Genomic DNA, 26982 nt, shown 5'->3' with positions numbered 1-26982 from the left:
TGGGATCGCAGATATTCATGATGCGTTCGACCAGGTGTTCTGCGTTGGCGGGTTGCGGGCACTTCGCTCGTCCCTAGCGGGTGCCCCACCCCCGCATAACAGAACTTTTCGGAGGTACTTGTGCGCAGCACAAGGTGGCCCGCCCTGGCCCTCGCCGCGGCGTCGGTCGTCGGCATGCTCGGCGTGACGGTTCCCGCGGCCGGCGCGGCGACTTCAGATCTCGGCGCCCCCTGCTCGGCCGACGTGGGCCTGCGCGGCTTCACCGACGGCCTGAACAAGAAGACGTTCGAGGGCACGCCGGTCGGCGGTCTGTCCGCCATCGGGCTGCTGCGCGACGACCGCGCGCTGGCCCTGTCGGACAACACCGGCACCGTCCCGGCCCGTGTCTACGACGTCGCCCTCGACGGTGACGACGCCCAGGTCGTCGACATGACGATTCTGCGCCGCCCCGACGGGACCGCCTACAACGGCACCGACTTCGACGGCGAGGGTCTCGTCGTCGAGCCCCACGGCCACACCATCCTGGCCAGCTCGGAGACCGAGCCGTCGATCCGCCGCTTCCGCCTGTCGGACGGCAAGCAGGTCGCCTCGTTCGACGTGCCGGCCCGCTTCCGGATCACGCCCGCCGGTGAGTCGCCGGTCAACCTCGCCTTCGAGGCCCTGACCACCACCGCCGACGGCAAGTCCCTGTACGCCGGCATGGAAGGCGCCCTGACCGCCGACGGCCGCGAGGCCAACGGCGCCGGCCGCCAGCGGATCCTGCGCTACGAGGGCACGCCCGGCGGGAACTACGCGCCGGTCGCGCAGTACGCGTACAAGACCGACCCGAACCTCGGCCTGGTCGAGCTGGTCGCCCTCGGCAAGGACCAGTTCCTGTCGATGGAGCGCGGCTTCACCGCCGGCGTCGGCAACACGGTCCGCATCTACCGCGTCTCGCTCACCGGCCTGCCCGACGTCACCGACGTCGCCTCGCTGGCGACGCTGACCGACCCGCGCGGCTGGGCCGGCAAGACGCTGCTCGCCGACCTGGTGAACTGCCCGGCCTCCGGCGCGACCAACCCGTCGGTGCAGCCCAACCCGCTGCTCGACAACATCGAGGGCATGGCGCTCGGCGACCGTCTCGACGACGACACCCGCCTCGTCTACCTGATCTCCGACGACAACAACTCCGCCGGCCAGGTCACCCGCCTGTACGAGCTCAGCGTGAACGTCCCCGACGAGGCCACCCTGCGCGACCGGGCGATCCTGTCGGCGACCGACTACCAGCCCGGCCCGATCTCCGGCACGCTGCTGGCGAAGACCCCGGTCAACGGCATCACCCCGCCGTTCCCCGGCCAGCCGATCCCCGGCTTCTCCGCGGTCATCCCGAACGCCCGCGGTTCGAAGAACGCCAACCGCCTGCTCGCCATGCCCGACAACGGCTTCGGCGCCAAGGACAACTCGGCCGACTTCCTGCTGCGCGCGTACTACATCGAGCCCGACTACAAGACGGGCCAGATCGGGATCAAGAGCCACATCAGCTTCCGCGACCCCGACCACAAGGTGCCGTTCGCGATCGTCAACGGCAACACCCCCGAGCGCCTGCTGACCGGCGCCGACTTCGACATCGAGTCGCTCCAGTGGGACGCCAACGGCACCCTCTGGATCGGTGACGAGTTCGGCCCCTACCTGGTGAACGTCGACAAGACCGGCAAGGTCCTGCGCGCCCCGATCCCCCTGTTCGACGGCACCAAGTCGCCCGCCTCGAACGAGCTCGCCCCCGGCGAGGCCCCGACCCTGCCCGGCAGCGGCGGCTTCGAGGCCATGGCCGCCAGCGAGGACGGCTGGACCCTCTACCCGATCCTCGAGCGCGCCAAGATCAACGACGCCGACCAGCGCCGTCGCATCGTGTACGAGTTCGACGTCCGCACCAACGCCTACACCGGCAAGACCTGGACCTTCCGGGTCGACGACCCGGGCCTGTTCGTCGGCGACGCGCAGGTGCTCGACGGCAAGCGCCTGCTGCTGATCGAGCGCGACAACGGCATGGGCCAGACCTCGTTCGTCAAGAAGCTCATCGTCACCGACCTCACCAAGGCCGACGCGAACGGCGTCCTCCCGCGCCACACCGCCGTCGACCTGATGTACCTCGCCGACCCGAATGGCGTCTCGACCCCCGCCCGCCCGAACGAGTACGGCGTCGGAGCCAAGTTCTCCTTCCCGCTCCAGTCGGTCGAGTCGGTCCTGCCGCTGTCGGGTGACCGCGTCGTCGTGGCCAACGACAACAACTTCCCCGGCAACGACGGCCGCATCCCGGGCCGCGCCGACGACACCGAAGTGATCGTCATCGACATCCCGGGCCTGCGCGGCTAGCCCTCCTGTACGAACAGGGCGAAGCCCAGGTCATCTCCTCGATGGCCTGGGCTTTGTACATCGCGGGCTTCCTTTAGAACGCGTCGTTCCAGCCGCCGCAGTCGTCGAACTTGTTGATGCCTTCGCAGACGCGGAAGTCGACGTCCTTCACGAAGCCCTTCTTGAAGCCGAAGAACTTGTTGAAGTGGCCGTGGCCGAAGGAGTCGTTCTTGAAGAACTTCTGGTGGCTCTTGCCGAACTTGTCGGTGTAGCGGTACCAGATGTAGGTCCACTGGCGGTCGCGGTCGGTGTCGAAGACGTCGCCGTAGAACCAGTACTGGCCGCCGGTGTTGGTCCAGTAGCCCTTGAAGTAGGACTTGTGGCTCTTCTCGAACTTGTCGCCCCAGTGCGAGTAGTACGGGCCGAAGAAGTGCTTGGACGAGGCCGCCGCGACGGTGCCGGTCGAGGTGGTGGCGCTGGCGGTCGCGGGGGCGGCCATGGCGCCGGCGAGCATCGCGGTGGCGAGGGCGGTACCGGCGAGAAGGCCGTGAAGCTTGCGCATTTATCTGTCCTCCGGGTGTGTTCCGGGGATGCTGCTCATCTCCGGACACCGCTTACGTTAGGAAGACGGAAGCCGTCGCTCTGTGGACGAATACGCAGCACGTACAACGGCACATTCAGGGCCTTCTGCGGGCGCTGACCACGTACAGGAGCAGACCGGCGGTGGTCAGGGCGAAGCCCGCCCAGACGGTCGACAGGGTGCCCCAGCCCGCTTCGAGGGTGATGGCGCCGCCCACTGCGCCGAGGGAGTTGGCCAGGTTGAGGGCGGCCAGGTTGAGGGCGCCCATCAGGGTCGGGGCGTCGGGGGCCAGGCCGGTCAGCCTGACCTGGATGGTGGGGATCGCGAACATCATGGTCGCGCCGACGCCGAACAGGCAGACCATCAGGATCGGCAGGTCGTCACCGGCCACGCCGATCAGCACGAGCAGGGCGAGCACGCCGCCGTATCCCCAGGTCAGGCCCCGGTGTTCGTAGCGGTCGGCGACCCGGCCGCCCAGGTGGTTGCCGACCGCCATGCCGAGGCCGAAGACGGCCAGGGCGACCGGGATGAGCGCGGGGTCGCGGCCGGCCGCGTCGGTGACGAACGGGCCGATGAACGTGTAGACGGCGAAGATGCTGGAGATGCCGAGCGCCGCGACGGCGAAGGTCACCCAGACGTCGAGGCGGCGCAGGCCGTGCAGTTCGTTGCTGATCGGGCTGCCGTGCAGGTCGTCGGTGCGGGGGAGCCAGGCGACCAGGGCGGCTCCGGCGGCCAGGCCGATGACGACGACGGTCCAGTAGAGGGCGCGCCATCCGGCGTGCTGGCCGATGAAAGTACCTAATGGCGAGCCCGCGATGGTGGCGATGGTGAGGCCGCCCATCACGGTGGCGAACGCCTTGCCGCCCTTGCCGGGGCCGTACACGTAAGCGGCGACGACGGCGCCCGCGCCGAAGAACGCGCCCTGCACACTGCCGGTGACGAACCGGGCGGCGACGAGCAGCGGGATGTTCGGCGCCAGCGCCGACAGCACGTTGCCGGCCAGGAACAGCGCGACCAGGCCGAGCAGCAGGGTGCGCCGGTTGACGCGGGCCGCCAGCAGGGTGATGGCCGGGGAGCCGATGACCACGCCGAAGGCGTAGGCGGTGATCGCGTGGGTGGCGGTGGGGATCGACACGCCCAGGTCGGCGGCGAAGAGCTGGATGATGCCGTTGCTGCCGAACTCGCCGGTGCCGATCGCGAACGTGCCCAGCGCCAGTGCGAACAGGGTGGGCCCGGGTCTGCGGGTGTGGGGGGTGTGCCGCTTCTCTTCTGCGACGCATTGGCCTTCGTAAGCTCGGGTGTGCATCGGCGCTCTTTCCACGGGGGATTCTCCCGGCCATTGTTGGCGGTGGCCTGTGGACGCCTACTGAACGGGCGATTCACTCTTGAGTAAGTGGCCCGGCCTAACCTGCGGACATGAAAACCGAGAAAAGCGAAAGCGCCAAGAAATGGGGCCTGCGGGTCCACCTGCTCTCCTACGTCCTGGCCAACGTGGCGCAGGTCATCGTGTGGCGGCTCTACGACTCGGACAACTTCTTCTGGCCCATGTGGTCGATCGTGTTCTGGGGCATCGGGCTCGCCTTCCACTTCTGGGCCGTCTACGCGCCGCCCAAATCGAACACCGCGCAGTAATATCCGGCGATGGATTCACCCTTGGTCCTGGCCGCCCTTCCCTACGCTCTCGGCATCGTCATGCTCGGCCTGGGTCTGTCGCTGACTCTCGACGACTTCCGGCGGGTGGCGCACTATCCGAAGGCGGCGGTGGTGGCGCTGCTGTGCCAGATCGTCGTGCTGCCGGTGGTCTGCTTCGGGCTGGTGCTCCTCTTCGGGCTCCCGCCCGAGCTGGCGGTCGGGCTGATGCTGGTCGCGGCGTCACCGGGCGGCCCCTCGGCCAACCTGTTCAGCCACCTGTTCGGCGGGAACGTCGCGCTGAACGTCACGCTGACCGCGGTCAACTCGCTGCTGGTCGTGGTCACCCTGCCGATCGTGGTGAACCTCTCCGCCGGGTACCTCCTCCCCGGCGGAGCGGCCCTCGGGCTCCAGGTCGACAAGCTCCAGCAGGTCGTCGTGATGGTGGTCGGGCCGGTCGCGGCCGGGATGCTGGTGCGCGCGCTGGTGCCGGGGGTGGCACGGCGGCTCGACCTTCCCGTACGGGTGCTGTCGGTGGTGGTGCTGGTCACGGTCATCGCGGTCGTGCTGCACGGGGAGCGGGCCGAGCTTCTCGACTACTTCGTCGTGGTCGGGCTGGCGACCCTGGTCTTCAACCTGGTGAGCATGCTGGTCGGCTACGGCGTGCCCCGGCTGGCGGGCGTCGAGCACAGGGAGGCGACCGCGGCCGGGTTCGAGATCGGCATTCACAACACCGCGCTCGCCATGACCATCGCGCTGAGCCCGGCGCTGCTGAACAGCGCCGTGATCGCCATCCCGGCCGCGGTGTATGGCGTCGTCATGTTCTTCACGGCCGCCGGGTTCGGCTGGCTGATCACCCGGCGGAGGGAGCCGGTCCCGATCGAGTGAGGAAGGCCTCGGCGCGGCGGGCGAACAGATGGGCCCCACGATCCCCGGCCAGGTCGCGGGCCTGCACCGCGGCGGCCCGCACGACGTCGGCGGGGGCGCCCCGCGCTTCGAGCAGGCGGGCTCGCAGCAGCAGGACCAGGCTCTCGGCGTAGCGCTGGCCGTAGGACTCCAGTGCCGCCTCGGCCCGGTCGAGGGCGATGCCCGCCCGATCGGGCAGCCCGGCGGCCAGCCACATGTCGGCGAGCAGCGCGTGGTGGTAGGCGACGCCGAAGCGCGGCGGGTCGACCAGCGACGCGTCGAGCAGCCGCTCGGCCTCGGCCGCGACGCCCGCCGGGTCGTCGCCGGTGAGGGCGCGGGCCCAATACCAGTTCAGCCGGATGTAGATCTCCGGCTGGGCGGCGGTACGGCCGGTTCCCACGGCCGTCCAGCGGGTGATCGTGCGCAGCACCCAGGCGGCGTCGCCGGCCATCGAGCCGATCATGGCGGTGTAGTAGGCCCAGGTCGCGACGGCGAAGGGGTCTTCGGGGCCGTTCCACTTGTCGATCATGGTGCCGGCCTTGGCGGCGTCGCCGTGCATGGCCGTCATGACGGCCAGCCAGCCGGGCCACTCGCCCGAGACGTCCCGCCTGATCGGCGTCTCACTGTGGGAGGAGACGACCCCTTCGAGGAGGGCGGGGTCGTTCTCGCTGAAGCACCGGTAGGCCTCGCCGATGTTGCCGATGTCCCATTGGTGCAGGCCCCAGGCCTGGAGGCCGTAGACGCGGACGACCGGGTCGGTGGAGGCGTTCCCCTGGTCGTAGAGGCGGCGGACCAGGCGCAGGCGGTCCCATTCGAGGAAGGTGTAGGCGCCGAACAGGCGGGCGAACAGGAGCCCGGCGGCCTCGACGTCGCGGCCGAGCTGGCGGGCCAGCAGTTCGGCGCGTTCCAGCAGGTCGAAGGTGGTACCGCCGAATCCCGCCTGGCGGCGCGGGGCGATGGCGAGCAGCGACAGCGCCGACAGTTCGAGCTCCGGGAGCCCGGCGGTCCGGGCGATCTGCGCGGCCGACTGGAGATGCCGGTCGGCGGCGGCGAAGGCCAGCTTGGTCGTCGCGCGCCGCCCGGCGCGCTTCAACGCCTCCACGGTACGGACCGGGTCGGCGAGCGGCGAGGCCGCCCACAGGTGGAAGGCCAGGCGTTCGGTGACGGAGTCGTCGTCGCCGGGGTTCTCCTCCAGCGCGTCGGCGACCTTCAGGTGCAGCCGGACGGCCCGCCACTGTTCGGTCGTCTCGGTCACCGACTCGCGGACCAGGTCGTGCGCGAAGCGCCACGAGAACGGGTCTTCCGGCGCGGTGTCGAACAGGCCCAGCGCGCGCAGCGGTTCGAGCCGCTCCAGGCAGTCGGCGACGTGGACGCCGGTGGCGCGGGCGAGCAGGGCGAGATCGACGTCGCGGCCGATCAGCGCGGCGGCCCGCAGCAGGTCGACGGTGCCGTCGTCGAGGCCCGCCATGCGGTCGCGGACGACGTCGCGCACGGTCGAGGGCACCCCGGCGTCGAGCGTGCCCCGGTCGCCGAGCAGCCGGGACAGCTCGCGGACGAAGAAGGGGTTGCCCGCGGTGCGCTCGTGGATGGTGTGGGCGACGTCCTCGCTCGGTTCGCGGCCGGTCTCACGGCGGATCAGCTCGGCGACCTCGGCCGGGCCGAGCGGGCCGAGCCGGACTCTGCGGTGGTTGGGCAGGCGGCTGGCGGCGGCCAGGATCCGCGACAGGTCGGAGCCGGGTGTGGGCGCGCGGTCGCGCAGGGCCCCGATGATCACGGTGCCCTGGGGCAGGCGGCCCGTCAGGTGGCCGAAGAGCTGGAGCGAGGCGGCGTCGATCCACTGGAGGTCGTCCATGACCAGCAGCGTCGGCCGCGCGGCCGACGCCTGGCCGATGACGGTGACGACCTGCTCGAACAGCCGGAACTGGTTGCCTCCGGCGGCGGGCGCCTCGTCGTCACGGGATTCGAGGAGGCGGCCGAGCTCGCCCGACCGCCACTTCTCGCGCGCGGCGGCGGGCAGGCTGTCGAGGACGGTGGTGAGCGCCTGCTCCCACGGCCACATCGACGGTGTCCCGTCGCCCTCCAGGCAGGAGGCCCAGACGACGAGCGCGCCCCGCCCGGCCGCGACGGCCGCGGCCTCCTCCAGCAGGCGTGTCTTGCCCGACCCCGGCTCGCCCTGGACGATCCCGAGCCCGGTGCGCCCGCCGAGCGCCGCCTCGATGGCCTGCCGCAGCGCCCCGAGTTCCTCGCGCCGCCCGACCAGCCCGCCGTCCGGCCGCGCCGGGGCGGGGTCGCCCTCCGGCGCTCCCGGTTCCTGGGCCAGGACGCGCAGGTGAGCGGCCTGCAACGCCGGGCCGGGGTCGATGCCGAGCTCCTCGGCCAGCCGGTCGCGCACCGCCTGGAACGCCGCCAGCGCCTCCGCCTGCCGCCCGGCCGCACCGAGAGCGGTGATCAGACCGGCGTGTACGGGTTCGTGGAACAGCGCCATCGACGCGGCGAGCCGCAGTGGGGGGATCACCCGGTCGGATTGCCGCAACGACACGGCCAGGTCGGCCGCCACCCCGCAGGCGGCGTGGAACTCGTCGTCGAGGGACGACAGGATCGGGGTCGCGGGCGCCCCGAAGGAGAGCCCGTCCCCGGCGGAGCCGTGCCACAGGCCGAGCGCCTCGACGTAGTGGTCGAGCGCCACCTCACGGGCCCCTCGGGCGAGCGCGTTCCGGGCCGAGCCGAGAAGTTCGCGGAACGCGAGCAGGTCGAGCGCGCCGGAGCCCGCGGTGAACACGTAGGCGTCGCCGCGCCGGTGCAGGTAGGTCCCGGCCGCACGGGCGGCGACCGAGGGTTCGAGCACCCGCCGGAGCGCCCCGACGTACTTGTGGATGATGTTGAGCGCGCTCGCGGGGGCGTCGTCGGCCCAGATCAGGTCGATCAGCTCCCGCGTGCTGACCGGACGGCCCGCCCGCGCCACCAGCAGAGCGAGGAGCTGCGCCTGCTGCCGGGGACCGACGTCGAGCTCGACGCCCTCGCGCCACAACCGCAACGGGCCGAGGATCTGCACGCGCAGCGAACCGGCGTCGGGTCGGGCTCGCCCGGTCACGTCTGTCGGCTCCTGAATGGGCGGAATGGATGCGATCCGAGTCTATTCAGCTCCGGGGAATGGGCCAGTCGGCGGTTTCGAGCTCCCTGTCGGTCTCCGGGCCCTTCCACTCGACCAGGACGACGGTCGCGTCGTCGCGCAGCACACCCCGGTGATAGCCCAGCACGGCCTGGATCAGCCGTCGCAGCGTCTCGGGCACCGGCAGGCCGCTCGACTGGTTCCGCATCACGAACTCCATGAACCGGTGCACGCCGAACTCACGGCCGGACGCGTCGCGGATCTCGGTGATCCCGTCGGTGTAGAAGATCAGCCGGTCACCGGCCTCCAGCTGCTCGTGGCAGGTCGTCACCGACAGCCCCAGGTCGAGCCCCATCGGATGGGCGGGCAGGCATTCGAGCGTGGTGATCCAGCGCCCGCCGCGCAGCAGGATCGGCGGCGGATGGCCACGGTTGACCCAGCGGAACAGGCCCGTGTTCAGATCGAGGTCGCCCATGATCGCCGTCACGAACCGCTGCGCCCGGCCGAACTCGGCGATCAGCACGTTTTCGATGTCCTCGCTGTTGCGGGCCAGCGGGTAGTCCTGGCGGCGGTTGTTGCGGCAGGCCGCCATCGCCAGGTTGGCCGTCAGCCCGGCCGAGACGTCGTGCCCCATCGCGTCGAAGACGGCGACGTGCAGCACGTCACCGGCGATCGCGTAGTCGAAGGCGTCGCCGCCCACCTCGTAGGCCGGTTCGAGCACGGCCGAGACCGTCACCCGGTCGTTGGCGAAGGTCAGCGGCGGGATGAGACGCCACTGCATCTCGGCGGCGACGTTCATCTCGCGGGTGCGGATCGTCCGGGCGAAGGTGTCGCTGTAGTTGCGCATGCTCACCAGCAGCAGGGCGATCACCGACGACAGGTGGCGGGCGGTGGCGTGGTCGAGCGGCAGGTCGTCCATGCGCACCCGCAGCACGCCGAGGCGGTTGGTGCCGTTGAGGATCGGCACCCACCAGAACCCGGAGTCGCCGGGCAGGGTGCGGATCTCCTGGAAGGCGCGGCCGGGTGTGCCGCGCTCGACCTCCAGCTCCTCCGGCGCGCCGTCGGTGCCGGGCCCCTTCAGCAGGCGCATGACCTGCTGCTGCAGGTCGGCCAGGTAGATCAGGACCTGGGCGAACCCGGCCTGCGGGGTGTGGACGGCCAGAAGCCCCGGCAGATCGTCGACGGTGCGCAGGTGACTGCTCTCGATCAGGCCGGCCAGCATCCGCTCAATGCCCGCAGAAGACATGATTCTTCCGATTTACCCCCCGGTGATCTGCGAAAACGACCACTACCCGTGGCCGGGTTCCTCGGGGTCGGTGGGGCCCATGACGGTGTCGTCCATGACCCCGATCAGTTTCCCCACGGGGAGCAGGAGGATCACCACCACCAGACAGCCCCAGAACAGCGGCGGCGAGCCGATGACGAGACCGACGCCGCCCAGGATGAACACGGCCAGGAAGACGCCGACGTAGATCCACGAGCGGGGACGACCGTGCGCTTGTCCGCCCATGGGCCCGCCATGCCCCGATCGGCCTGCCCTCTACCGCCTCTTCGAACAAAAGCCGCGTATGCGAAAGCCCGCACCCGGGCGTTCGGGAACCCCCTGTCGCCGAACGCCGGATGCGGGCCGCTTTCGCGTTACGGGAGTTGGTGGTAGCCGGTGTAGTAGTTGCCGACCTGCTCGCGGTACGCCGGGTCCTTGTGGGTGTCCTCGTTGAACTCGGGGGCGTTCTTGATCTCTTCCTTCGTACGGGCGAGGAAGACCTTGCGCTGCTGGGGGTCGATCTCGGTGATCGTGGCGGCGGGCATGATGACCTTCTTGCCGAAGATCCAGAAGCCCGTGTCGACCACGATGTAGGCGTCGCCGACGGCATCGCTCTGCTCGTCGACCTCGCCGATCTTGCCATCGACGGCTTCGACGTCGAAGCCGATCACGCTGACCCCGGCGCCGGAGACGACGCCCTCTTGGTAGCTCCACGGCTCGTACATGTAAGCCCCTCTCATTGGCTGCTGACAGTGCCGCTACCCGTGAGAGGACCCCCAAACATGAGCTCCGACGATCTCGTCTAGGACGTGGACCATCGGGATGAAAGCCGCAAATTGGTTGGCGCGGCCGTTAATGCGCAAATAACCTTATGAACAGAATGGGGTATCGCAAAACAGACTTCATGGAACGTCCCTAAAAGCCGCTCGATCGATGATTGTTCGGATCTCATGACAGTGGTCATTCATGGGGATACTTTTGCGTTATGCCGGAGCCGACCTTGGAATACGTGCGGAGCAGGCTCTGTGGGGCGACCCTTGATCCCGCGACCTGCATCCATGATGACGTCATACTTACGCATCACTCCCGTGACGGGATTTTCAGGAACGCTCCACGCTACGACATGGAGCGCGAAATGTCGCTTTTGACGGGAAAGCTTACGCTTCTCGAAGCGACCGAATATCGTTTTCGTAAACGCAAAAACGGGGTATTCCCTGGAGATCTTGAGATGGCTGCCGTAAGGTACACGACTGCTGGGCTCTTACGGGGTGGCGGCTTCGTGGTGGTCCACACGCCAGGCGCCGTCGTTGCCGTCTGCGGAGAGTCGCATAGCCATATTTCCGTCCTGTGGGACGAGGGTGACCCTGTCATTGAGCAGCGGATACCCTGGCCGCCAGGGGTGTCCGAGAACTTCGAGAAGTGCTTCAATGAGTACGGTGCGGAAGGGAGGTAAGCGGTGAATCTAGACTCAATGATCAAGCGGGGACAGCGTCCGTGGAGTCCGAAGCCGGATGCGCAGATTCTCGACGTATGGCATGAGTATGAGATCCCGCTGACAGGAACCTTCCAGCTCCACGAATGCTCCGTCCTGTTCACGCAGGTCATGGAAACGCCGAAAGGCACCTCCGCCTGGGCATATCTCTGCCTCTCGGATGAGGATGCCATCAAGATCAAAGACATAAAATTCGTCTCACTGGATGAGATGCATCAGTTCGTCGAGTCTTCGTTCGTCGGCAAAGAAGCGGTTATGGCGCTTGCCAGAGACGACAAGATCACTCACTGGTCACGCGTGACCGTGCACAACAGCCTGGACGGTGCGTTTGAGGATTTTCTCAACACTGTCATCCAGAGTGTCGACGAAGATGAAACGAACAGAGAACGGCGCGTCCGCGCCAAGCTTGTCGGCCTGGAAGCGGCGGAAGACGAGCTGGCCGGCGTTTGAGCCCCCTGTCGTGCCGGGGCCGAACCGATTGATCACCGGTTCCGTTTCAGGGGCATGTGGCGTCGTATCCTCGTCGTCCTCGCGCTCACCGCGGGGACCATCGTCTTCTCGTCCATGCCCGCCTACGCCTGTAAGTGCGCCCTGAGTCCGGTGAAGGAGCGGGTGCAGAACGCCTCGGTCGTCTTCACCGGCACGGTCACCGGCTTCCGGGCCGCCGCCGATCTCACGGGGAAGAACGTCTACACCTTCCGGGCCGACCACGCCTACAAGGGCAGGCCGAAGGTCGTCGTCAAGGTCGGGACCAACACGCAGAGCGCCGCGTGCGGGGTGAAGTTCGCACGCGGCGCCCGGTATCTCGTTTTCGCCTACAAGAACAATGGCCTGCTTACGACCGGGAGTTGCTCGGGGAACATCGGGGTGGCCAAGGGCAAGGGCCCGTTGAAGGCCGGCGATCTTCCCGCGGGGACCGATCCGGTGACGATCAAGCAGCTCGGCAAGGCGAGGGTGGTTCGTTAGCCGCCGCAGGCGGCGTAGGTGTAGGTGTCCTTCAGGATGTCGTAGCGGTCGCGGACCTTGGTCACGCCGGTGCGGGTGTCGTGCTGGAGGATGGTCATCCGGGTCGGGACCTTCGCCAGGTTCTGGGAGACGTGCAGGGTGACCTGGTGGGAGCCGGTCCAGTCGAACATCTCGACGGTGCCGCCCTTGGGCAGCTTGATCGGCTTCTTCCCCTCGACCTCGCCGGTGTCCAGGTCGGAGACGACGATCTCGCGGTCGGACCTCAGAGTGGCCAGGGTCCTGGCGTCGCCGTTGAGGGCGTGGGGGCCGTAGCCCGAGATCGCGTCGGCGCCACGGCCCTGGCGAAGGAGGCGGGCCGAGCGGTCGTACACGAGGAACCTCTCGTCGTCGGAGCGGGTCAGCACCTCTCCGCCGTCGCCGCTGAAGCCGAGGAAGTCGCGCTTGCTCGGCAGCATGCCGAGACGCTCGCCGGTGGACGTGTCGTAGATCCTCTCGCGGGTGTCGCCGACGAGGAGGGTGGAGCCGTCGTCGGACAGCCGGAACCAGACGTTGTACTGGACGGTGTTCTTGGGCAGCGTGTTCTTCGGCAGCAGGGTGACGCCGCCCTTGAAGGTGCGGACGGCGACGCGGCCGTTCCGGGTGAAGTAGGCGATCTTCTGCCCGTTGCCGCTGATCGCGATCGGCGCGGTGGCGAAGCCGACCGGCTTGCCCTTGGCGTCGAGCGCGTCGACCTGGGCGTCCTTGAGCTGGACGATCTCGCCGTGGTGGGTGACCAGCCGCCAGTTCCCGCACGGGAAGACGGCCTTCTTGACCTTGCAGGCCTTCGCCGAGGCGTAGCGGATGCTGTCCCCGTGGTGTGGCGCGGCCTGCGCGGTGCCCGGCAGCGCCACGACGGCGGTCGCCATCGCCGCGAGCGCGACCAGAATCCTGATCTTCATTCTTTACCCCCTGGTTGTGTTCCCCGTTGCATCGTTGGATGCGGGGACCCGGGGGCCGGTTCGTCACAGGTCGGATACGAATCCTGGCGGTCGGTCAACTCGTAGGCGAGCCGGACCAGCCACAGCGCGTACACGACGTTCACCGCGCCGAGCAGGTCGGCGACCTCGGCCCGGTCCCAGAGGTCGGTGATCACCGACGGGCCCATCGCGGAGAGGATCGCGGCCAGGCCCAGGCCGCAGGTCAGCGGGCTCCACCAGCGCTGGAGCAGCGGCCTGACGAAGATCTCCAGCCCCCAGGCGAGAAGGAGCGGTTCCGTGAACGGCAGGGGCAGCGTTCCCAGCAGCCCGCACAGGGCCACGAGCTGCCGCTCCAGCATCGGCACCTGGTGCAGCGCGAAGGGCAGCAGCACGAGCACGGGCAGGCCGGCGACGATGGTGATCCATTCGCCACCCTCGTCCAGCAGGCCGGCGAACACCGTGACGATGACGATTTCGGCGTAGATGAAGCCGCGCAGCACCCGCTGACGGCCGGAGGTCAGGCTGGGGGCCTGGATCAGCCACCAGAGCAGCAGGCCGTGGAGGCCGGCGGGCACGACCAGCGCGAGTGACGCCGCCCAGTGGACCTCGCCGGTGGTCCAGCGGGCCCCGCCGAGCGTCACGGCGGACAACGCCGACGGGCTGCCTGTGACCAGCAGGAACAGGCACACGGCACCGTAGATCGCGACGACCGACGCCGCCAGTCGTCTTCTCGTCACGGCGATGATCTTAGCCAGGCGGGAGAACCGTCAGCAGGGCCCGCGAATCGGGCCGAAGCGACCGGGCGGCGGCGGCCACGTCGGCGGCGGTGAGGTCGGCGAACAGGCCGGGCAGGCGGGCCGTCAGGCCGGGGTCACCCCACAGCAGCTCGTCGCGGCCGAGGGTGCGGGCCCGGTGCTCGTGGTCCTCCACCGATCGGCCGATCCGGAGTCGATCATCGGAGGGGCCGAAGAGGCCGATCGATTCGAGCTCGTCGTCGAACGCGGCCAGGCCCTGCTCGGGGAGCGTCGCGATCCACATGTCCGGGTCGCGGGCGTCGAGCGGGCCGAACCTGCCCATCCGTGCCGGAACGGACAGGAGTCCGGCCAGTGCCGCCAGCGCCACCTGGGCAGGTGGCTCGGCGGGCGCGCGGTAGCCGACGACCAGCGCCGGGAGAACCGCCTTCGGGTCGGTGTACGTCACCGCGCGCACCCCCGGCTCCGGCTCCCGCAACGAGACCGGCCGGGAGACGGGTCGCCTAGGGATCTCCCCGAACGTCCCTGCGACCTGGTCGAGCACCTCGCCCGCCGCGACGTCGCCGACCACCGTCACCACGGCGTTGCCGGGGGCGTAGTGGCGGTCGAAGAAGTCGGCGCACTCGTCGACGGTGACCCTCTCCAGAGCGAGGTGGTCGCCGTAGCCGTCGTGGGCGTTGGCGAACGTGCCGAACAGAACCGAGGCCAGCCGGGGCGGTGCGAACGGCCGCCACGTGCGCAGGATCTCGTCGCGGATGACGGCGGTCTGGGCGATGACGGCCCGCTCACTGAGCCAGGGCGCGCGCATCCGGGCGGCCTCGCGGGCGATCAGCCGGGCGGGGTCGGTGGTCGTGGCGGCGAAGGCGGTGTAGTCGGGCCGGGTGACGCCGTCACGGTCGAACAGCAGATGTTCCAGCAGGTGGGCGAGCCCCGACCGATCGGGCGTCTCGGTCCGGAACCCGACGCCGTAGTGGACGGCGACGGCGGCCACCGGCGCCGAATGATCCTCCTCGACGACCACACGGAGGCCGTTGGCGAGGGTGGCGCGTACGATCTCGGTCGTCTTCACACGTCCGAGCCTGTGCCGCCCGTCTTGCGGCTCACTTGTGAGTGACCGCTGGCATGCTGGCGCCATGACCGGGTTACCTGAGTGGACGGCCGAACTGGGCGAGGTCGAGCGATGGTCGGTTCGGCCGCTGGCGGGCGGTTCGGTGTCGGCGGGGGTCGAGCGGATCACGCTGCACCTGGCCGACGGCCGCGACATCCACGTCACGCGGAAGCGCGCGTTCGCGCACGAGGTCGCCGGGCTGGCGGCGGCGCAGCAGGTCAGGCCCCACGCGACCGCGATCCCCGAGCTGATCGCGTCGGGCGTGGACGACGACGGGCCGTGGCTCGTCACCCCCTTCGTCTCCGGCACCCCGCTCTCCGGTGAGCCGCCCGCGAACCTGTTCACGTCGCTGGGGCGGCTGCACGCCCACTTCCACGCCGCGCCTCCTTCGGGGCTGCCCGTGGTCGACGCGGCCTGGTGGCGCCGGTTGTGCTGTGAGTGGGTGTTGCCGCAGGTCACCGGGCGGGCCGCCGCGTTCGTGGCGGAGGCCGCCGACCATCCGGCCGTCGCCCGGACGCTGGAGCGGCTGCCTGCAACCCTGCTTCATGGCGACGTACACACCGGAAACGTGCTGGTCGACGGGCCGGACGCGACGCTGATCGACTGGGGGAGCTGCCGGGTCGGGCCGGCGGTGCTCGATCTGGCCAATCTGGTCGACCGTGATTCGGCGGGTTTCCAGATCTACCTCGAGACGGCGGGCGACCGCATCGGTGACGTCGAGCTCGGGTTCCGGTGGGCGGCGCTGCAGATTCCCGTCCAATATCTGCCCTGGACGGTGGCGAACCTGAGCGCCGAAGAGGTCGGGTCCGCCCTGGACCGGGCCGAGAGAGCGCTTGTGGCGCTGTGACCCGGTCCAGGGGCGGTGATCAGAGAAGGCGGCTCGGGGGCGGGCCCAGGTAGCTGGTCAGCAGGCCGCCGGTGTCCACGACGATCTTCTGGACGATCACCGTCGGGTCGACCATCCAGAACTTGAGCGTGTGGGTGCCGGGTGTGGTGATGGTGTGCGTGGTCGCGGTGCGGTTGACGTTGTCGGACGTGTTGCGCTCCCACTGCTTGTTCATGCGGGTGTCGTCAGAACCGGTCGCCGCGATGATGTCGACCATCTGGGGTGCGGCGTCGTCGATGGAGACGGCGTATTTGAGGCCGTCACCAGGCAGGACGTTGTTGCGGGGCGACAGGTAGGCCCAGACCTTGACCGGTCCGGTCGTGGTCAGGTGGATCTTGTACTCCAGGCGCGGGCTGTTGCCGCCGGGGGTCTGCCGGGGCGTCGTGGGCGGCCACGGGGTGAGGCCGATGTCGGTGATGTTCTTCCACGAACCGACCGTTCTGGTGGTGCGGGTGGCGTCGAGGGAGACGTACCCGTTGGCCTCGACGAAGCCCTTCACCTGCCCCGACGGGTTCTTCACGACGGCCTTGACCACGACGCTCGACCCGCCCGGGCCGGTGACGGTGATCGGCACCTCCGTCGTCCCGCGCGGCGCCCGCGACCAGTCGACCTTCAGGGTGCTGCGGACCTGCTTGTCGAGGCGCCCCTTGGAGTTGTCGGCGCGCAGCCACGGCACCGACGGCCGGATCTCGTAATTGAAGGGGACGCTGCCCTTGTTGTAGACCTCGATGTACTGCTCGGGCTGGCTCTGGTACGGACTGAACTCAGCCAGCGATTCGGTGTCCACGCCCATCTCGGCGACGGCCGGGACGGTGATGCGCTTCAGCGCCGGATAGATCGCGTCCGGCAGGGCAACGTTGTTGAGCTCGGGCTGCTGCCAGGGCGCGTTGGGGCCGTAGCGGGCGATGTCGCCGTAGCCGATCTTGGGCTGGAGCTGCCAGTTCTTCCACTTACCGCCCGCCAGTTCGTTGTTGTAGTGGGCGTTCATGGCCTGGTCGTCGGCGAATCGGGCCTCGGCGACGTCCGCGAGGTCGTTGGTCGCGGCCCGGCCCTGCGCGGCGTAGCGGATGTTGGTGAACTGGGCCAGCCGCAGCGCGTAGAGGTTGGCGGTCGCCTTCGTCTGGTAGAGCACGAGCTGGAAGTAGGCGTCGTGGGCCTCCCGTGGCAGCTTCCGCTCGATCGCGACGGCCCGCGCCGACAGCGCCGCCCACTCGGCGGTCACCCGTTCGGCCTCCCGGTAGTTGGTCAGGCTGTACGGGCTCGCCTGGTCGTCGTACACCACCGCCGTCGAGTCGGTCGACAGGTCCTTCGACGGGTCGACGCTGATCAGCCGGTTGAGCAGCTCGGGCTTGCGGCGCGACTGGAGGTCGGCGTAGTCGTGCAGGACGTCGGCGATCTCCTCGGCCTTCGCGGTCCCGAAGTTCTGCGCGGCGAACTGCCGCTCCCACTCGGGCAGCTTCTCCAGCGGCCACTTCGACGGGTTCCACGCGTAGTCGAGGAAGAACTGGGTCGGCAGCTCCTCGTTCTTGAGGTCGCCGACGTTCACCACCCAGAGCCGGTCGACCCCATAGGTGTACGACAGGTTGAGCTGCTCCCAGACGTTCGGCAGCTGGTTGGTGTCGACCCACTTGTAGTTGCGCCCGCCGCCGACGTAGTCGTAGTGGTAGTAGAGGCCGTAGCCCCCGGCCCGGGGCGGCATGCTCTGGTCGGGCAGCTTGCGCATGTTGCCCCAGTTGTCGTCGGTGAAGACGACCGTGACGTCGTCCGGCACCCGCATGCCCCGGTCCCAGTAGCGCTGGACCTCCTTGTAGAGCGTCCACACCTGCGGCACGTGCGTCATCGACTCACTGGCCAGGATCTCCCGCTGGGTGTTCACGATGTCGGTCATCAGATCGATGCCGTCACCGTCCGGGAGGCTGACGTCGCCGTTGCCGCGCATGCCGAGGGTGACCACGCCCTCGAAGTTCTCGGTCTTCATCCGCTGGATGCCGTCACGCCAGTATTCGGTGACGGCGTTCCGGTTGCGCCGGAAACTCCAGTCGCCGTTGCCGCCGTAGGGGTCGCTGGTCCCCGCCACGGCGTGCCGGTTCCACTCTTCGATGCCGCGCATCATCGGCGCCTCGTGCGAGGTGCCCATGATGACGCCGTAGGCGGTCGCGGTGGCATGGTTGGCGGGGTCGTCCTCGGCGAACGCGCGCCCCCAGACGGCCGGCCACAGATAGTTGGCCTTCAGCCGGAGCATGGTCTCGAAGACCCGCGAGTAGAGGTGCCGGTTGAACCCGCCCGGATGATTCGGGGCGAGTCCGGGCCCGAAGTGCTCCGGCCCCCAGGTCCCGAGCGCCGGGTTCTCGTCGTTGATGAAGAACCCGCGAAACTTGACCGCCGGGGTGCCCTGGGTGTGCCTGCCCGGTTCGACATAGAGGGAATTCTTCTTCTGTACGGGCACGTCATCCCACCAGTACCAGGGTGAGACGCCGATCTCCTTCGAGACGTCGTACACCCCGAAGATCGTCCCTCGCTGATCACTGCCGGCGATCACGAAGGCGCTGCGGACCCCGGGTAGCGGATCCTTCACGACCTGCTCGATCGTGGTCTCCCACTTGCCCCGGATGCCGGAGACGTCGAGCTTGCCCCTGGCGACGAGCCCGTCGATGAGGGGGCTGCGCCCGAGCGTCCCGACGATGACGACCTCGCCTTTCGAGGGTGCGGCCGTGGAGATCGAGGGCTTGACCCCGGTGACCTTCTGGACGTCCGTCTGAAGATCACCGACGGCTCTGACCACGCCGGCGTAGTCGGCCTGGCTGACATGCAGTGTCGCCGCCTTACCGCCCGCGACCAGCGGAAACCGTCCCTGGCCGGGGCTGGTCTTGATGTACGAACCGGACGAGACGTCGTGGGCCTGCGCGGGTGCCACCAGCGTCGTCATCGCGACCGTGGTGGCCAGCAGGATTCTTAAGATCATGGAGAGACCTCCGGCTGCCGTCGAAAATTTCGCTCCGAGCTGGAAACTTTCTCTTAACAAGCCTGACAAGGTCAACCACGAAGAGACAGGCCAGAGGTCAGAAGGATGTACGTTTCACCCGGCCGCGGTTCAGCGCACGAGGTCGCTCTCGTAGGCGGCGATGACCAGATGGGCGCGGTCGCGGGCGTGGAGTTTGCTCAGTAGGTGGCCGATGTGGGTTTTGACGGTTTTGATGGAGATCGTGAGGCGGGCGGCGATCTCGTCGTTGGACAGGCCGTGGCCGACCAGGGTGAGGACCTCCGTTTCCCGTTCGGTGAGGGAACCCACGGTCCTGGCGGGGGTGGGGCGGCTCACGTACGCCTCGATCAGGCGTTCCATGACGCTCGGGGCCAGTAGTGATTCGCCCTGGTGGACGCGGCGGATGGCGTCGAGCAGGCGGTCGGGGTGGGCGTCCTTGAGCAGGAAACCGGCGGCTCCGGCCTGGAGGGCGGCGCGGACGTACTCGTCGAGTTCGAACATCGTCAAGACGATGATCTTGATGGACGGGTGAGCCTTCATGATGTGGCGGGTGGAGGCGATGCCGTCCATGCCGGGCATGCGGATGTCCATCAAGACCACGTCGGGGGCCTGTGCGGCGCAGACGCGGATCGCCTCGTCGCCGGTTCCGGCCTCGCCCGCCATCGTCATGTCGGGGTCGGCGTCGATGACTGCGGCCAGGCTGTGGCGGAGCAGCGGCTGGTCGTCGGCGATGACGACGCGGATGGTCACGTCGCCTCGGGGATGCGGGCGGTGACCCGGAAGCCGTTCCCGAAAGGTCCGGCGGTCAGCATCGGGACGCGTTCGCGCAGGCCTTCGAGGCCGCGACCGGCGCCCCGGTGGGCGACCCAGCCGTCGACCGGGCCGTCGTCGCGGACCTCCACGACGATCCCGTCGCCGTCGCGGTGGACCTCCACGGCCGCCGTTGTCGGGCCGGCGTGGCGGGCGGTGTTGTTGAGGGCCTCGCGGACGACCGCGCAGACGGCCAGTTGCGCGCCCGCGCTGATCTCGCCCAGGTCCGCGACGTCGAGGGTGACCCGCAGGCCCGAGCGGGCGACGATGTCGGGCAGGTCGCCGAGCTTCTCGGTCGGGCGCAGTGGTGCGGCGGCGTCGTTGTCGCGCAGGACATTGAGCATGCGGCGCAGTTCCGTGGTGGTCTCGCGGCCGATGTGCTCGATGTCGGCCAGGGCCGCTTCCGGGTCGTCGTGGACGTAGCGGGCCGTGGTCGCCCGGACGGTGATCAGGCCGAGGCCGTGGGAGACGATGTCGTGCAGGTCACGGGCGATGCGGAGCCTCTCGGCCTGGGCCGCGCGCTCGCCCGCCCACGCGGTGAGCTGGGCTTCGTAGGCGGCGCGCTGGCGGCGTCCACGAACAAGAGCCCAGGCCGTGGTGGCCAGGGTGAGCGCCGCGATGACGGCGGGCACCACGACCACGCCGGGGCCCTCGCCACCGGCGGAGAGCAGGACCAGCAGCAGGAGGATGTACACGGCGGCGATCGGAGGCCACACTCGCCGCTCGCGTTTCGGAATCGCCACCACGTTCGCAGTCTAGGAACCCCTCCGGGCATGACACATCGGACCAGGGTCCGATGTGGTCCTTCGCGTATCTCGGTTCACTGGGCGGCGTGATTACCATCGACGGTCTCGTCAGGCGGCGGGGCACCAAGGAGATCCTGTCCGGGGTCGGCTTCCAGGCCCGGCCCGGCCGGGTCACCGGCTTCCTCGGGCCGAACGGGGCGGGCAAGAGCTCCACGCTGCGGATCCTGCTGGGCCTGGACCGGGCCCAGGCGGGGACGGCGCTGGTCGACGGCGTACCATATGCGGCCCTGCCCGATCCGGTCCGGACGGTCGGGGCGGTGCTCGACGGGTCGGGCGCCCACCGGTCGCGGACCGGCCGGGCGCATCTGCGCTGGGTGGCCCGTGCCGGGAAGATCCCTCTCGGGCGCATCGACGAGGTGCTGGAGCTGGTCGGGCTGGCCGACGCCGGGTCGAAGCGGGTCGGCGGCTACTCGCTCGGCATGGGGCGGCGGCTCGCACTCGCCACGGCGCTGCTCGGCGATCCCTCTGTTCTGGTCCTGGACGAACCTCTCAACGGGCTCGACCCCGAAGGCATCCGGTTCATCCGCACCTTTCTCCGCGAACGTGCCCAGTCGGGGCGGACCGTCCTGCTCTCCAGCCACCTCATGGGGGAGCTCGCCGAGACCGTCGACGACGTCGTGGTCATCGACCGCGGGCGGATCGTCGCGCAGGGGACGCTCGCCGAGGTCACCGGGGACCATCGGAACCTGGAGGAGGCGTTCTTCGCGCTGGTGTCCCGATGAGGGCGGAACTGTCGAAGCTGGCCTCGCTCTGGTCGGTGTGGCTCGCTTCAGCGATCGCGGTGGCGGTGCCGACGGCGATCACCGCGCTGAACTCGACCACGTCCCGGGGGATCGGGCCCGATCGCGGCTACCAGGAGCTGGCGTTCGGGGTGATGGGGGTGATCATCCTCGGGGTGGTGGCCGTCGGCAGCGAGTACTTCACCGAGGGCGCCGATGCGGGCGGCGGCCGGCAGATCACGACCAGCCTCCTGGCCGTGCCGTCGCGGCTGCGCTTCCTGGCGGCCAAGGCGGGCGCGGTCGCCCTGGTGGCGGCGCTGCTCGCGGTCGTCGCCTCGGCGGGCGCGATGGCCTTCGCAGTGGGGTCGTCGGTCGAATGGGGGCGCCTGGCGGGGGTGGTCTGTTATTGGACGTACACGGCTCTGCTGGCGTTCGGGATCACGCTGCTGGTCCGGCACGGGATCGTGCCGCTGGTGGTGCTCCTGGTCAACACGTCGCTGGTGAGCGTGACGTTCCTGCTCAGCAAGGCTTTCCCGGTGTTCGGCTTCGCGCCCGACCTGGCCGGGGCGCGGATGTTCGTCGAGCCCAACGACAGCACGGTGGAGATCAGCCCGCTGCTCGGGTTCCTGGTCATGTCGGGCTGGGTCGCCGTGGTGCTGGTGCTGGCCGGGATCGCGTTCGGCCGGAGGGACGCGTGATCAGGGCCGAGCTGTCGAAGCTGGTCTCGCTCCCGGCGACGTGGTGGACTCTCGGGGTGACCCTGCTGGTCAACGTGCTGCTCACCTTCGTGATCGCGGTGGGTGACACGCCGGTGGCCTACTCCCGGGCCGGGTTCGTGGTGTTCGGCGTGCTGGCGGCGTGCTCCGAATACACGGGCGGGCAGATCAGGACCACGCTGACCGTGATGCCGCGCCGGATCCACCAGCTCACGGCCAAATACGCCGCCCTGGCGCTGGTGTCGATCCCGGCGGCCCTGGTCGTGGCCCTGTCCGGGGAGCTGATCGTGACGGCGGTGCTCGGAACGTGGACCATGCCCTGGGAGGTGACGCCCTACCTGACCCTGCTGACCCTGATCAGCGCCGCCGTCGGTGCTCTGACCAGGAACACGCTCGCGGCGGTGACCCTGCTGCTCGGCTGCCTCTTCGCGGCGGCGCCGCTGGCCCGGATCGAGGCCGACGCGGTCACTCTCGCGATCTGGGCCCCCGTTCTGCTGGCCGCGGCCGTGGTCGCCCACCGCCTCCGGGACGCGTGAACCTTCCGCGCGGCAGCCGGTAAGTACGGGTGTGACCGAAACGGAAACGGCTGTCGAGACCGGCGACGCGGAGCTGATCCGCCGATCGCTGGAGGAACCGGAGGTCTTCGCCGACCTCTTCGACCGGTACGCCGCCCAATTGCACCGCTATGTGGTGCGTCGGCTGGGCGCCGACCAGGCCGAGGACGTCGTCTCGGAGACCTTCCTCGCCGCCTTCCAGCACCGCCGCCGCTACGACCTGCGCCATCCGGGGGCCAGACCGTGGCTGTACGGAATCGCCTCCAACGTCATCGGCAAACGCCGCCGCTCGGAGCTGGCGCGCCTGCGCGCCCACGCCCGGTCGGAGGCCCACCCCGCGCCGGAGGCCCTGGTCGAGGAGAACGTCGCGACCCTGGCCGTCAACCGGCCTCTGGTCGCGGCGCTGGCCGGGCTGCGGGCGGGTGACCGGGATGTCCTGTTGCTGGTGGCCTGGGCGGAGCTGACCTACGAGGAGGTGGCACGGGCGCTCGGCATTCCGGTGGGGACGGTGCGCTCGCGGCTCAACCGGGCCCGGTCGAAGGTGCGTACCGAACTGGAGGGAAGCGGCGAATGAACGAGATGACCGAGGTCGAGCGGCTGTGGGACGAGGTTCCCGAGGCGACGCGGCAGGACCTGGCCGGGTCGCGGGCCCGGCTGATGACGGAGATGACGAGGGGCCGGCGGCGAACCCGGGTCTGGTCGTTGCGGGGGGCCGTGCTGGTGGCGGGGGCGGTGGTGGCCGTACAGATCGGTGGCGGCCTGACCGGCAACGGACCGCCCGCGAACGCGGCCGACCTGCTGGAACGCGCGGCCCTGGCGGCCGCGGAACAGCCGGACCTGACCCCGAGACCCGACCAGTACATCCACACCGAGCTGCGCACCACCCGGATGATCACCCGGCTTGACACTTCGCAACAGATCTTCGTCCCCTACCAGGAGGAACGATGGGAGTCCGCCGGAGCGGGCAGGCCCTGGCTGCTCCGGGAAAGGGGCCTGGATCCGAAGCTCGACCGGGGTGTCGACGACGTCGTCTACACCACCTCATGCGACACCGGCTCGGCGGACGTCCTCACGACGGCGCAACTGGCCCATTGGCCGACCGACCCGGCCAAACTTCGGCCTCTCGTCGAACGCGAGGCCGCCAAGGCGACGGCCATCCCCGCAGGTGAACGCATGTGGGGCGAGCTCGAAGGGCTGATCCGGCAGTCGGCGTTCCGGCCCGACCTGACTGCGGCGCTCTATCGGCTGGCCGCCGAACTGAAGGGCATCACGCTCGTGGACGACGCGGTCGACTCCCTGGGCCGGCCGGGGATCGCGGTCGCCTTCCGGTACGACGGCCTCCGGTCGGAACTGATCTTCGATCGGGACACCTACCGGTTCCTGGGCAGCCGCACGGTCGCCACGAAGGATCGGAAGAAGATCGAGAAGGTGCCGGCGCGAACCCCGGAACAGATCGAGGAGGCGATCGCCACCATGGTGAAGTTCGGCGACACGCCCGAGGAGGCCAGGAAGAACGCCGAGGAGATGCGGAAGGACCGTGAGTTCGTCGTCACGACGCCGAAGGGCACGGTGACCGACTCCACCGCGCTGGTGGGGATCGGCCTCGCCGACGGTCTGCCGCCGCTGAGCGAAAAGGTGTCGCGCGTCACAGTCCCCTGCTGAGGGCGGCGGTTCACCTGCGCGGAAGTGGGTCGGGGTGGATCACCTGCGTGAAAACCAGGTGACATTTCGTATCGGGTGCCGGAATTCTGAATGGGCGCGACGAGTTTTGTCGGTGGTGCGGGCCATCCTGGTCATGACCGCAAATTTGTTCGATCCCCTGATCTTCGAGGTGCCGTGTCCAGCCCACAGCTCGACCAGCTCGACCCACCCGCCAAGTCCGTGACCGAACCGTCTCGTCGCACCCCGCCGGTCATCCGGTTGCTGGTGCTGGCCACGTTCGTGGTCATCCTCAACGAGACCATCATGATCAACGCTATCCCCGAGCTGATGAAGGCTCTGGAGATCACCGCGTCGACCGCGCAGTGGCTCTCGACCGCCTTCATGCTCACGATGGCCGCCGTCATCCCGATCACCGGCTGGTTCCTCCAGCGGGTGACCACCCGCACGGCCTACACGACCGCGATGGGGCTCTTCCTGTTCGGTACGGCCCTGGCGGCGCTGGCCCCGGCCTTCGAGGTGCTGCTGGCGGCCCGGATCATCCAGGCGTCCGGCACGGCGATCATGATGCCGCTGCTGATGACGACGCTCATGCAGGTCGTCCCCGAGTCGGAGCGTGGCCGGGTGATGGGCAACGTGTCCCTCGCCATCTCGGTCGCCCCCGCGATGGGCCCGACCGTCTCCGGTGTGATCCTCCAGTTCGGGTCGTGGCGGCTGCTGTTCGCCGTCGTGCTGCCGATCGCCGGTCTCATCACCTACTTCGGCCTGAGGCAGCTCAAGAACGTCGGCGAGACCAAGCCCGGCACCATCGACTGGTTCAGCGCGCTCACCGCCGCCGCCGGTTTCGGCGGTCTGGTCTACGGCCTCAGCCAGTTCGAGGCCGCCGACGCCACGGTCGCGGGCGGGATCGTCGGCGGCGGTGTGGTGCTGATCGCGATCTTCGTGTTCCGCCAGCTGCGGCTCCAGAAGAGTGGCACTCCGCTGCTCGACCTGCGTACTCTCGGCTTCCGCACCTACACGGTCTCGCTGATCCTGATGTCGATCGCCTTCATGGCGATGCTCGGCTCGATGGTGCTGCTGCCGATGTACCTCCAGGAGATCCGCCACCTGACGCCCCTTCAGGCGGGCCTGCTGGTGATGCCCGGCGGCCTCGCGATGGGCCTGCTCGGCCCGACCGTCGGACGCCTGTTCGACCGCTTCGGCGGACGCGTGCTCGTGATCCCGGGAGCGGTCGCGATCACCCTGTCGCTGGCGGGCTTCACCCAGATCACCATGTCGATGCCCTACTGGCAGCTCCTCGGCCTCCACGCCCTGCTGATGGTCGGCCTGGCCGGCATCTTCACCCCCGTGTTCACCCTGGGCCTGGGCGCGGTCACCTCCCCGCTCTACTCACACGCGAGCTCGATCCTGGGCACCCTCCAGCAGGTGGCGGGCGCCGTCGGCACCGCTCTCGTGATCACGGTCATGAGCGCACGCACCGAGTCGTCGCGGGTGGCGGGCGCGACCGAGCAGCTCGCCCTGCTCGACGGCATGCGCCTGGCGTTCATCGTCAGCGCGGCCATGTCGATCGCCGTGATCATCACCGCGCTCATCCTCCCGGCGCGGGCCGACAACCACGGCGACGGCGCCCCGGCCGTCCACCACTGATCGGCTGAAGAGGCCCGCCCACCTGGGCGGGCCTTCACCGGTTCACGATGGGCGCCACGAGCATCGGGGCGTCCAGCAGGCCGGGGGTGAACGGGACGCCGGTCACCTTCGCCGCAAGGGCGAAGCCCCTCGGGATGGCCGTCGGATAGTTGGCGTCCCACGCTTCGTCCCAGGCGGCGTCGGTCGTCGGCTTCGCCAGGCCCATGCCGAGTTCCCGCATCTGGGCGTTGAGGCGGTCGGGGTCGGTGCCGTGGCGTTTGTAAGGGCTGTGCAGGATGTAGGTGGTGACGACGAGGCCGTTGATCGCGTACGTGAAATGGTGTTCGGCGTAGTCGTGGCGGTTGACGGCCACCATCTCGCAGCCCTCCGACAAGCTCTGGTCGGCCTCCACGGTCCATCCGCCGGGCTCGATCGCGACCGACCATTCGCCCGACTGCACGATGCCCACGTGGCTGCCGCCGCTGTCGGGCCATGGGCGAGGCTCGGACGCCTTCTCGTCGAGGCCCGCGAAGCCGGACTCGTGGCCGGGGTCGGTTCCCCGGCTGATGCGGAGGGCCAGCTCCCTCGGGGTGAGGCCGCGGAACCAGGCGACGGCGAAGATCGACCCCAACCGGCCGCCGCCCTTGGTCTCGGGCACGCAGAGCCACTGGTAGGAAGCCAGGAGATTATCGGGCGACATGTCCAAGATCGTGTCAGGGGCCACCGACAATCTCGGCGTTACGGGCGGCGCGATCCGGAAAGGGGACGGGTGACCGGCCAATCGGTGAGAGGACGGGACACGATGCCCAGAGGATCCAGTCCCAAGCGGGAACGCCAATACGAGCACATCAAGGAAAGCGCCAAGGACCGCGGCGAGACCGACCGCAGGGCCACCGAGATCGCGGCCCGCACGGTCAACAAGGAGCGGGCCAGAGCTGGAGAGTCCAAGACCGCGAGCCGGACCTCACTCGACGACATCTCGTCGTCCCGGCGCGGCGGCCTGCGCTCCCACTCGGGCGCGGCGGGCAGAACCAAGGCTCAACTGTACGCCGAAGCCAGGAAACGCAACATCAAAGGCCGCTCCAGCATGAGCAAGGCTCAGTTGGAGAAGGCCGTCAGCTGAGGAAACCTCG

Annotated in this window: 26 protein-coding genes and 1 pseudogene; 14 read left to right on the top strand and 13 right to left on the bottom strand. The window is 69.2% G+C overall.

The annotated features are described in order from the left end of the window. Positions 1–120: 120 nt before the first annotated feature. Positions 121–2352 carry an esterase-like activity of phytase family protein gene (locus ACYQ78_RS13400; RefSeq protein WP_459801130.1) on the top strand — a complete coding sequence of 744 codons (2232 nt, stop codon included), beginning with the start codon at positions 121–123 and terminating at the stop codon, positions 2350–2352. 73 nt (positions 2353–2425) lie between these two features. Here ACYQ78_RS13400 and ACYQ78_RS13395 read toward each other — a convergent pair whose 3' ends face one another. Then, positions 2426–2893, bottom strand: coding sequence for a hypothetical protein (locus tag ACYQ78_RS13395; RefSeq protein WP_459801129.1), 468 nt, complete (start codon positions 2891–2893; stop codon positions 2426–2428). A 115-nt stretch (positions 2894–3008) separates the two neighbouring features. After that, positions 3009–4217, bottom strand: coding sequence for an MFS transporter (locus ACYQ78_RS13390; RefSeq protein ID WP_459801128.1), 1209 nt, complete (start codon positions 4215–4217; stop codon positions 3009–3011). A gap of 110 nt (positions 4218–4327) precedes the next feature. On the opposite strand from ACYQ78_RS13390, the gene ACYQ78_RS13385 reads away from it, so the two are divergent. Together ACYQ78_RS13385 and ACYQ78_RS13380 are read left to right on the top strand one after the other, a co-directional pair. Beyond that, the gene (locus ACYQ78_RS13385; RefSeq protein ID WP_459801127.1) at positions 4328–4543 is read left to right on the top strand and encodes a 2TM domain-containing protein; all 216 of its coding nucleotides are present in this window, start codon (positions 4328–4330) and stop codon (positions 4541–4543) included. A gap of 9 nt (positions 4544–4552) precedes the next feature. Beyond that, on the top strand, positions 4553–5428 hold the full coding sequence (locus ACYQ78_RS13380) for a bile acid:sodium symporter family protein (RefSeq protein ID WP_459801126.1): 876 nt from the start codon (positions 4553–4555) through the stop codon (positions 5426–5428). On the opposite strand, the gene ACYQ78_RS13375 is transcribed toward ACYQ78_RS13380, so the two are convergent. The 4 genes from ACYQ78_RS13375 to ACYQ78_RS13360 form a co-directional block, all read right to left on the bottom strand. Continuing rightward, positions 5394–8537: an AAA family ATPase gene (locus tag ACYQ78_RS13375; RefSeq protein WP_459801125.1), complete on the bottom strand. Its 3144-nt coding sequence runs from the start codon at positions 8535–8537 to the stop codon at positions 5394–5396. The two genes, ACYQ78_RS13380 and ACYQ78_RS13375, sit on opposite strands and share 35 nt — an antisense overlap. 46 nt (positions 8538–8583) lie before the next feature. Further along, on the bottom strand, positions 8584–9801 hold the full coding sequence (locus ACYQ78_RS13370) for a PP2C family protein-serine/threonine phosphatase (RefSeq protein WP_459801124.1): 1218 nt from the start codon (positions 9799–9801) through the stop codon (positions 8584–8586). A 42-nt stretch (positions 9802–9843) separates the two neighbouring features. Then, positions 9844–10065: a hypothetical protein gene (locus ACYQ78_RS13365; RefSeq protein WP_459801123.1), complete on the bottom strand. Its 222-nt coding sequence runs from the start codon at positions 10063–10065 to the stop codon at positions 9844–9846. 128 nt (positions 10066–10193) lie between these two features. Next, positions 10194–10544, bottom strand: coding sequence for a PRC-barrel domain containing protein (locus tag ACYQ78_RS13360; protein WP_459801122.1), 351 nt, complete (start codon positions 10542–10544; stop codon positions 10194–10196). Between the two features lie 260 nt (positions 10545–10804). On the opposite strand from ACYQ78_RS13360, the gene ACYQ78_RS13355 reads away from it, so the two are divergent. The 3 genes from ACYQ78_RS13355 to ACYQ78_RS13345 are packed head-to-tail and all read left to right on the top strand — an operon-like array spanning position 10805 to position 12277. Beyond that, complete coding sequence (locus tag ACYQ78_RS13355; protein ID WP_459801121.1) at positions 10805–11272, top strand: MBL fold metallo-hydrolase; 468 nt, start codon at positions 10805–10807, stop codon at positions 11270–11272. Between the two features lie 18 nt (positions 11273–11290). After that, a complete protein-coding gene (locus ACYQ78_RS13350) occupies positions 11291–11761 on the top strand; it encodes a hypothetical protein (protein ID WP_459801120.1) in 471 nt (156 codons plus the stop codon). 54 nt (positions 11762–11815) lie between these two features. After that, a complete protein-coding gene (locus ACYQ78_RS13345) occupies positions 11816–12277 on the top strand; it encodes a hypothetical protein (protein ID WP_459801119.1) in 462 nt (153 codons plus the stop codon). Here ACYQ78_RS13345 and ACYQ78_RS13340 read toward each other — a convergent pair. From ACYQ78_RS13340 to ACYQ78_RS13330, 3 genes are read right to left on the bottom strand one after another with little or no spacing between them, the layout of a single operon-like run. Then, a complete protein-coding gene (locus ACYQ78_RS13340) occupies positions 12274–13215 on the bottom strand; it encodes a WD40 repeat domain-containing protein (protein WP_459801118.1) in 942 nt (313 codons plus the stop codon). The two genes, ACYQ78_RS13345 and ACYQ78_RS13340, sit on opposite strands and share 4 nt — an antisense overlap. Further along, on the bottom strand, positions 13212–13970 hold the full coding sequence (locus ACYQ78_RS13335) for a hypothetical protein (RefSeq protein ID WP_459801117.1): 759 nt from the start codon (positions 13968–13970) through the stop codon (positions 13212–13214). The genes ACYQ78_RS13340 and ACYQ78_RS13335 overlap by 4 nt, the downstream gene beginning before the upstream one ends. Positions 13971–13980: 10 nt before the next feature. Beyond that, a complete protein-coding gene (locus ACYQ78_RS13330) occupies positions 13981–15054 on the bottom strand; it encodes a M16 family metallopeptidase (RefSeq protein ID WP_459801116.1) in 1074 nt (357 codons plus the stop codon). Positions 15055–15118: 64 nt separating this feature from the next. On the opposite strand from ACYQ78_RS13330, the gene ACYQ78_RS13325 reads away from it, so the two are divergent. After that, a complete protein-coding gene (locus tag ACYQ78_RS13325; protein ID WP_459801115.1) occupies positions 15119–15940 on the top strand; it encodes an aminoglycoside phosphotransferase family protein in 822 nt (273 codons plus the stop codon). 19 nt (positions 15941–15959) lie between these two features. On the opposite strand, the gene ACYQ78_RS13320 is transcribed toward ACYQ78_RS13325, so the two are convergent. From ACYQ78_RS13320 to ACYQ78_RS13310, 3 genes and pseudogenes are all read right to left on the bottom strand, one after another. Beyond that, positions 15960–18941 carry a glycosyl hydrolase 115 family protein gene (locus ACYQ78_RS13320; protein ID WP_459801114.1) on the bottom strand — a complete coding sequence of 994 codons (2982 nt, stop codon included), beginning with the start codon at positions 18939–18941 and terminating at the stop codon, positions 15960–15962. Between the two features lie 129 nt (positions 18942–19070). Next, the gene (locus ACYQ78_RS13315; protein ID WP_459801113.1) at positions 19071–19709 is read right to left on the bottom strand and encodes a response regulator; all 639 of its coding nucleotides are present in this window, start codon (positions 19707–19709) and stop codon (positions 19071–19073) included. Positions 19710–20101: 392 nt separating this feature from the next. After that, positions 20102–20401: pseudogene (locus tag ACYQ78_RS13310) on the bottom strand (histidine kinase); the annotation flags it as partial. Positions 20402–20601: 200 nt separating this feature from the next. Between ACYQ78_RS13310 and ACYQ78_RS13305 the strand changes: the two are divergent. The 6 genes from ACYQ78_RS13305 (at position 20602) to ACYQ78_RS13280 (ending at position 25870) form a co-directional block, all read left to right on the top strand. Further along, complete coding sequence (locus tag ACYQ78_RS13305) at positions 20602–21297, top strand: ABC transporter ATP-binding protein (RefSeq protein WP_459801112.1); 696 nt, start codon at positions 20602–20604, stop codon at positions 21295–21297. After that, the gene (locus ACYQ78_RS13300; protein ID WP_459801111.1) at positions 21294–21992 is read left to right on the top strand and encodes an ABC transporter permease; all 699 of its coding nucleotides are present in this window, start codon (positions 21294–21296) and stop codon (positions 21990–21992) included. Before ACYQ78_RS13305 ends, ACYQ78_RS13300 begins: the two co-directional genes overlap by 4 nt. Further along, the gene (locus ACYQ78_RS13295) at positions 21989–22546 is read left to right on the top strand and encodes a hypothetical protein (RefSeq protein ID WP_459801110.1); all 558 of its coding nucleotides are present in this window, start codon (positions 21989–21991) and stop codon (positions 22544–22546) included. The genes ACYQ78_RS13300 and ACYQ78_RS13295 overlap by 4 nt, the downstream gene beginning before the upstream one ends. 31 nt (positions 22547–22577) lie before the next feature. Then, positions 22578–23138 (top strand): RNA polymerase sigma factor, encoded by a 561-nt coding sequence (locus ACYQ78_RS13290; protein WP_459801109.1) that lies wholly within the window; start codon positions 22578–22580, stop codon positions 23136–23138. Beyond that, positions 23135–24226 (top strand): CU044_5270 family protein, encoded by a 1092-nt coding sequence (locus tag ACYQ78_RS13285; RefSeq protein ID WP_459801108.1) that lies wholly within the window; start codon positions 23135–23137, stop codon positions 24224–24226. The genes ACYQ78_RS13290 and ACYQ78_RS13285 overlap by 4 nt, the downstream gene beginning before the upstream one ends. Positions 24227–24400: 174 nt before the next feature. After that, positions 24401–25870: an MDR family MFS transporter gene (locus ACYQ78_RS13280; RefSeq protein WP_459801107.1), complete on the top strand. Its 1470-nt coding sequence runs from the start codon at positions 24401–24403 to the stop codon at positions 25868–25870. Positions 25871–25904: 34 nt separating this feature from the next. Here the strand turns inward: ACYQ78_RS13280 and ACYQ78_RS13275 are convergent, their stop codons facing one another. After that, positions 25905–26549 (bottom strand): DUF6461 domain-containing protein, encoded by a 645-nt coding sequence (locus tag ACYQ78_RS13275; protein WP_459801106.1) that lies wholly within the window; start codon positions 26547–26549, stop codon positions 25905–25907. 102 nt (positions 26550–26651) lie between these two features. Between ACYQ78_RS13275 and ACYQ78_RS13270 the strand changes: the two genes are divergently transcribed. Beyond that, complete coding sequence (locus ACYQ78_RS13270) at positions 26652–26972, top strand: hypothetical protein (RefSeq protein ID WP_459801105.1); 321 nt, start codon at positions 26652–26654, stop codon at positions 26970–26972. Positions 26973–26982: the final 10 nt, after the last annotated feature.

Source organism: Herbidospora sp. RD11066, from assembly GCF_054661255.1.
The sequence above is the reverse complement of the archived record's forward strand: the minus strand, read 5'-3'. Positions and strand labels throughout refer to the sequence as shown.

What these genes read in the sequence shown, in the direction of transcription:
- ACYQ78_RS13300 (WP_459801111.1), top strand. Translation starts at nt 21,294, where the DNA reads ATGAGGGCGGAACTGTCGAAGCTGGCCTCGCTCTGGTCGGTGTGGCTC.
- ACYQ78_RS13370 (WP_459801124.1), bottom strand. Translation starts at nt 9,801, where the DNA reads ATGTCTTCTGCGGGCATTGAGCGGATGCTGGCCGGCCTGATCGAGAGC.
- ACYQ78_RS13360 (WP_459801122.1), bottom strand. Translation starts at nt 10,544, where the DNA reads ATGTACGAGCCGTGGAGCTACCAAGAGGGCGTCGTCTCCGGCGCCGGG.
- ACYQ78_RS13285 (WP_459801108.1), top strand. Translation starts at nt 23,135, where the DNA reads ATGAACGAGATGACCGAGGTCGAGCGGCTGTGGGACGAGGTTCCCGAG.
- ACYQ78_RS13350 (WP_459801120.1), top strand. Translation starts at nt 11,291, where the DNA reads ATGATCAAGCGGGGACAGCGTCCGTGGAGTCCGAAGCCGGATGCGCAG.
- ACYQ78_RS13345 (WP_459801119.1), top strand. Translation starts at nt 11,816, where the DNA reads ATGTGGCGTCGTATCCTCGTCGTCCTCGCGCTCACCGCGGGGACCATC.
- ACYQ78_RS13390 (WP_459801128.1), bottom strand. Translation starts at nt 4,217, where the DNA reads ATGCACACCCGAGCTTACGAAGGCCAATGCGTCGCAGAAGAGAAGCGG.
- ACYQ78_RS13325 (WP_459801115.1), top strand. Translation starts at nt 15,119, where the DNA reads ATGACCGGGTTACCTGAGTGGACGGCCGAACTGGGCGAGGTCGAGCGA.
- ACYQ78_RS13320 (WP_459801114.1), bottom strand. Translation starts at nt 18,941, where the DNA reads ATGATCTTAAGAATCCTGCTGGCCACCACGGTCGCGATGACGACGCTG.
- ACYQ78_RS13340 (WP_459801118.1), bottom strand. Translation starts at nt 13,215, where the DNA reads ATGAAGATCAGGATTCTGGTCGCGCTCGCGGCGATGGCGACCGCCGTC.
- ACYQ78_RS13385 (WP_459801127.1), top strand. Translation starts at nt 4,328, where the DNA reads ATGAAAACCGAGAAAAGCGAAAGCGCCAAGAAATGGGGCCTGCGGGTC.
- ACYQ78_RS13270 (WP_459801105.1), top strand. Translation starts at nt 26,652, where the DNA reads ATGCCCAGAGGATCCAGTCCCAAGCGGGAACGCCAATACGAGCACATC.
- ACYQ78_RS13365 (WP_459801123.1), bottom strand. Translation starts at nt 10,065, where the DNA reads ATGGGCGGACAAGCGCACGGTCGTCCCCGCTCGTGGATCTACGTCGGC.
- ACYQ78_RS13395 (WP_459801129.1), bottom strand. Translation starts at nt 2,893, where the DNA reads ATGCGCAAGCTTCACGGCCTTCTCGCCGGTACCGCCCTCGCCACCGCG.
- ACYQ78_RS13380 (WP_459801126.1), top strand. Translation starts at nt 4,553, where the DNA reads ATGGATTCACCCTTGGTCCTGGCCGCCCTTCCCTACGCTCTCGGCATC.
- ACYQ78_RS13275 (WP_459801106.1), bottom strand. Translation starts at nt 26,549, where the DNA reads ATGTCGCCCGATAATCTCCTGGCTTCCTACCAGTGGCTCTGCGTGCCC.
- ACYQ78_RS13355 (WP_459801121.1), top strand. Translation starts at nt 10,805, where the DNA reads ATGCCGGAGCCGACCTTGGAATACGTGCGGAGCAGGCTCTGTGGGGCG.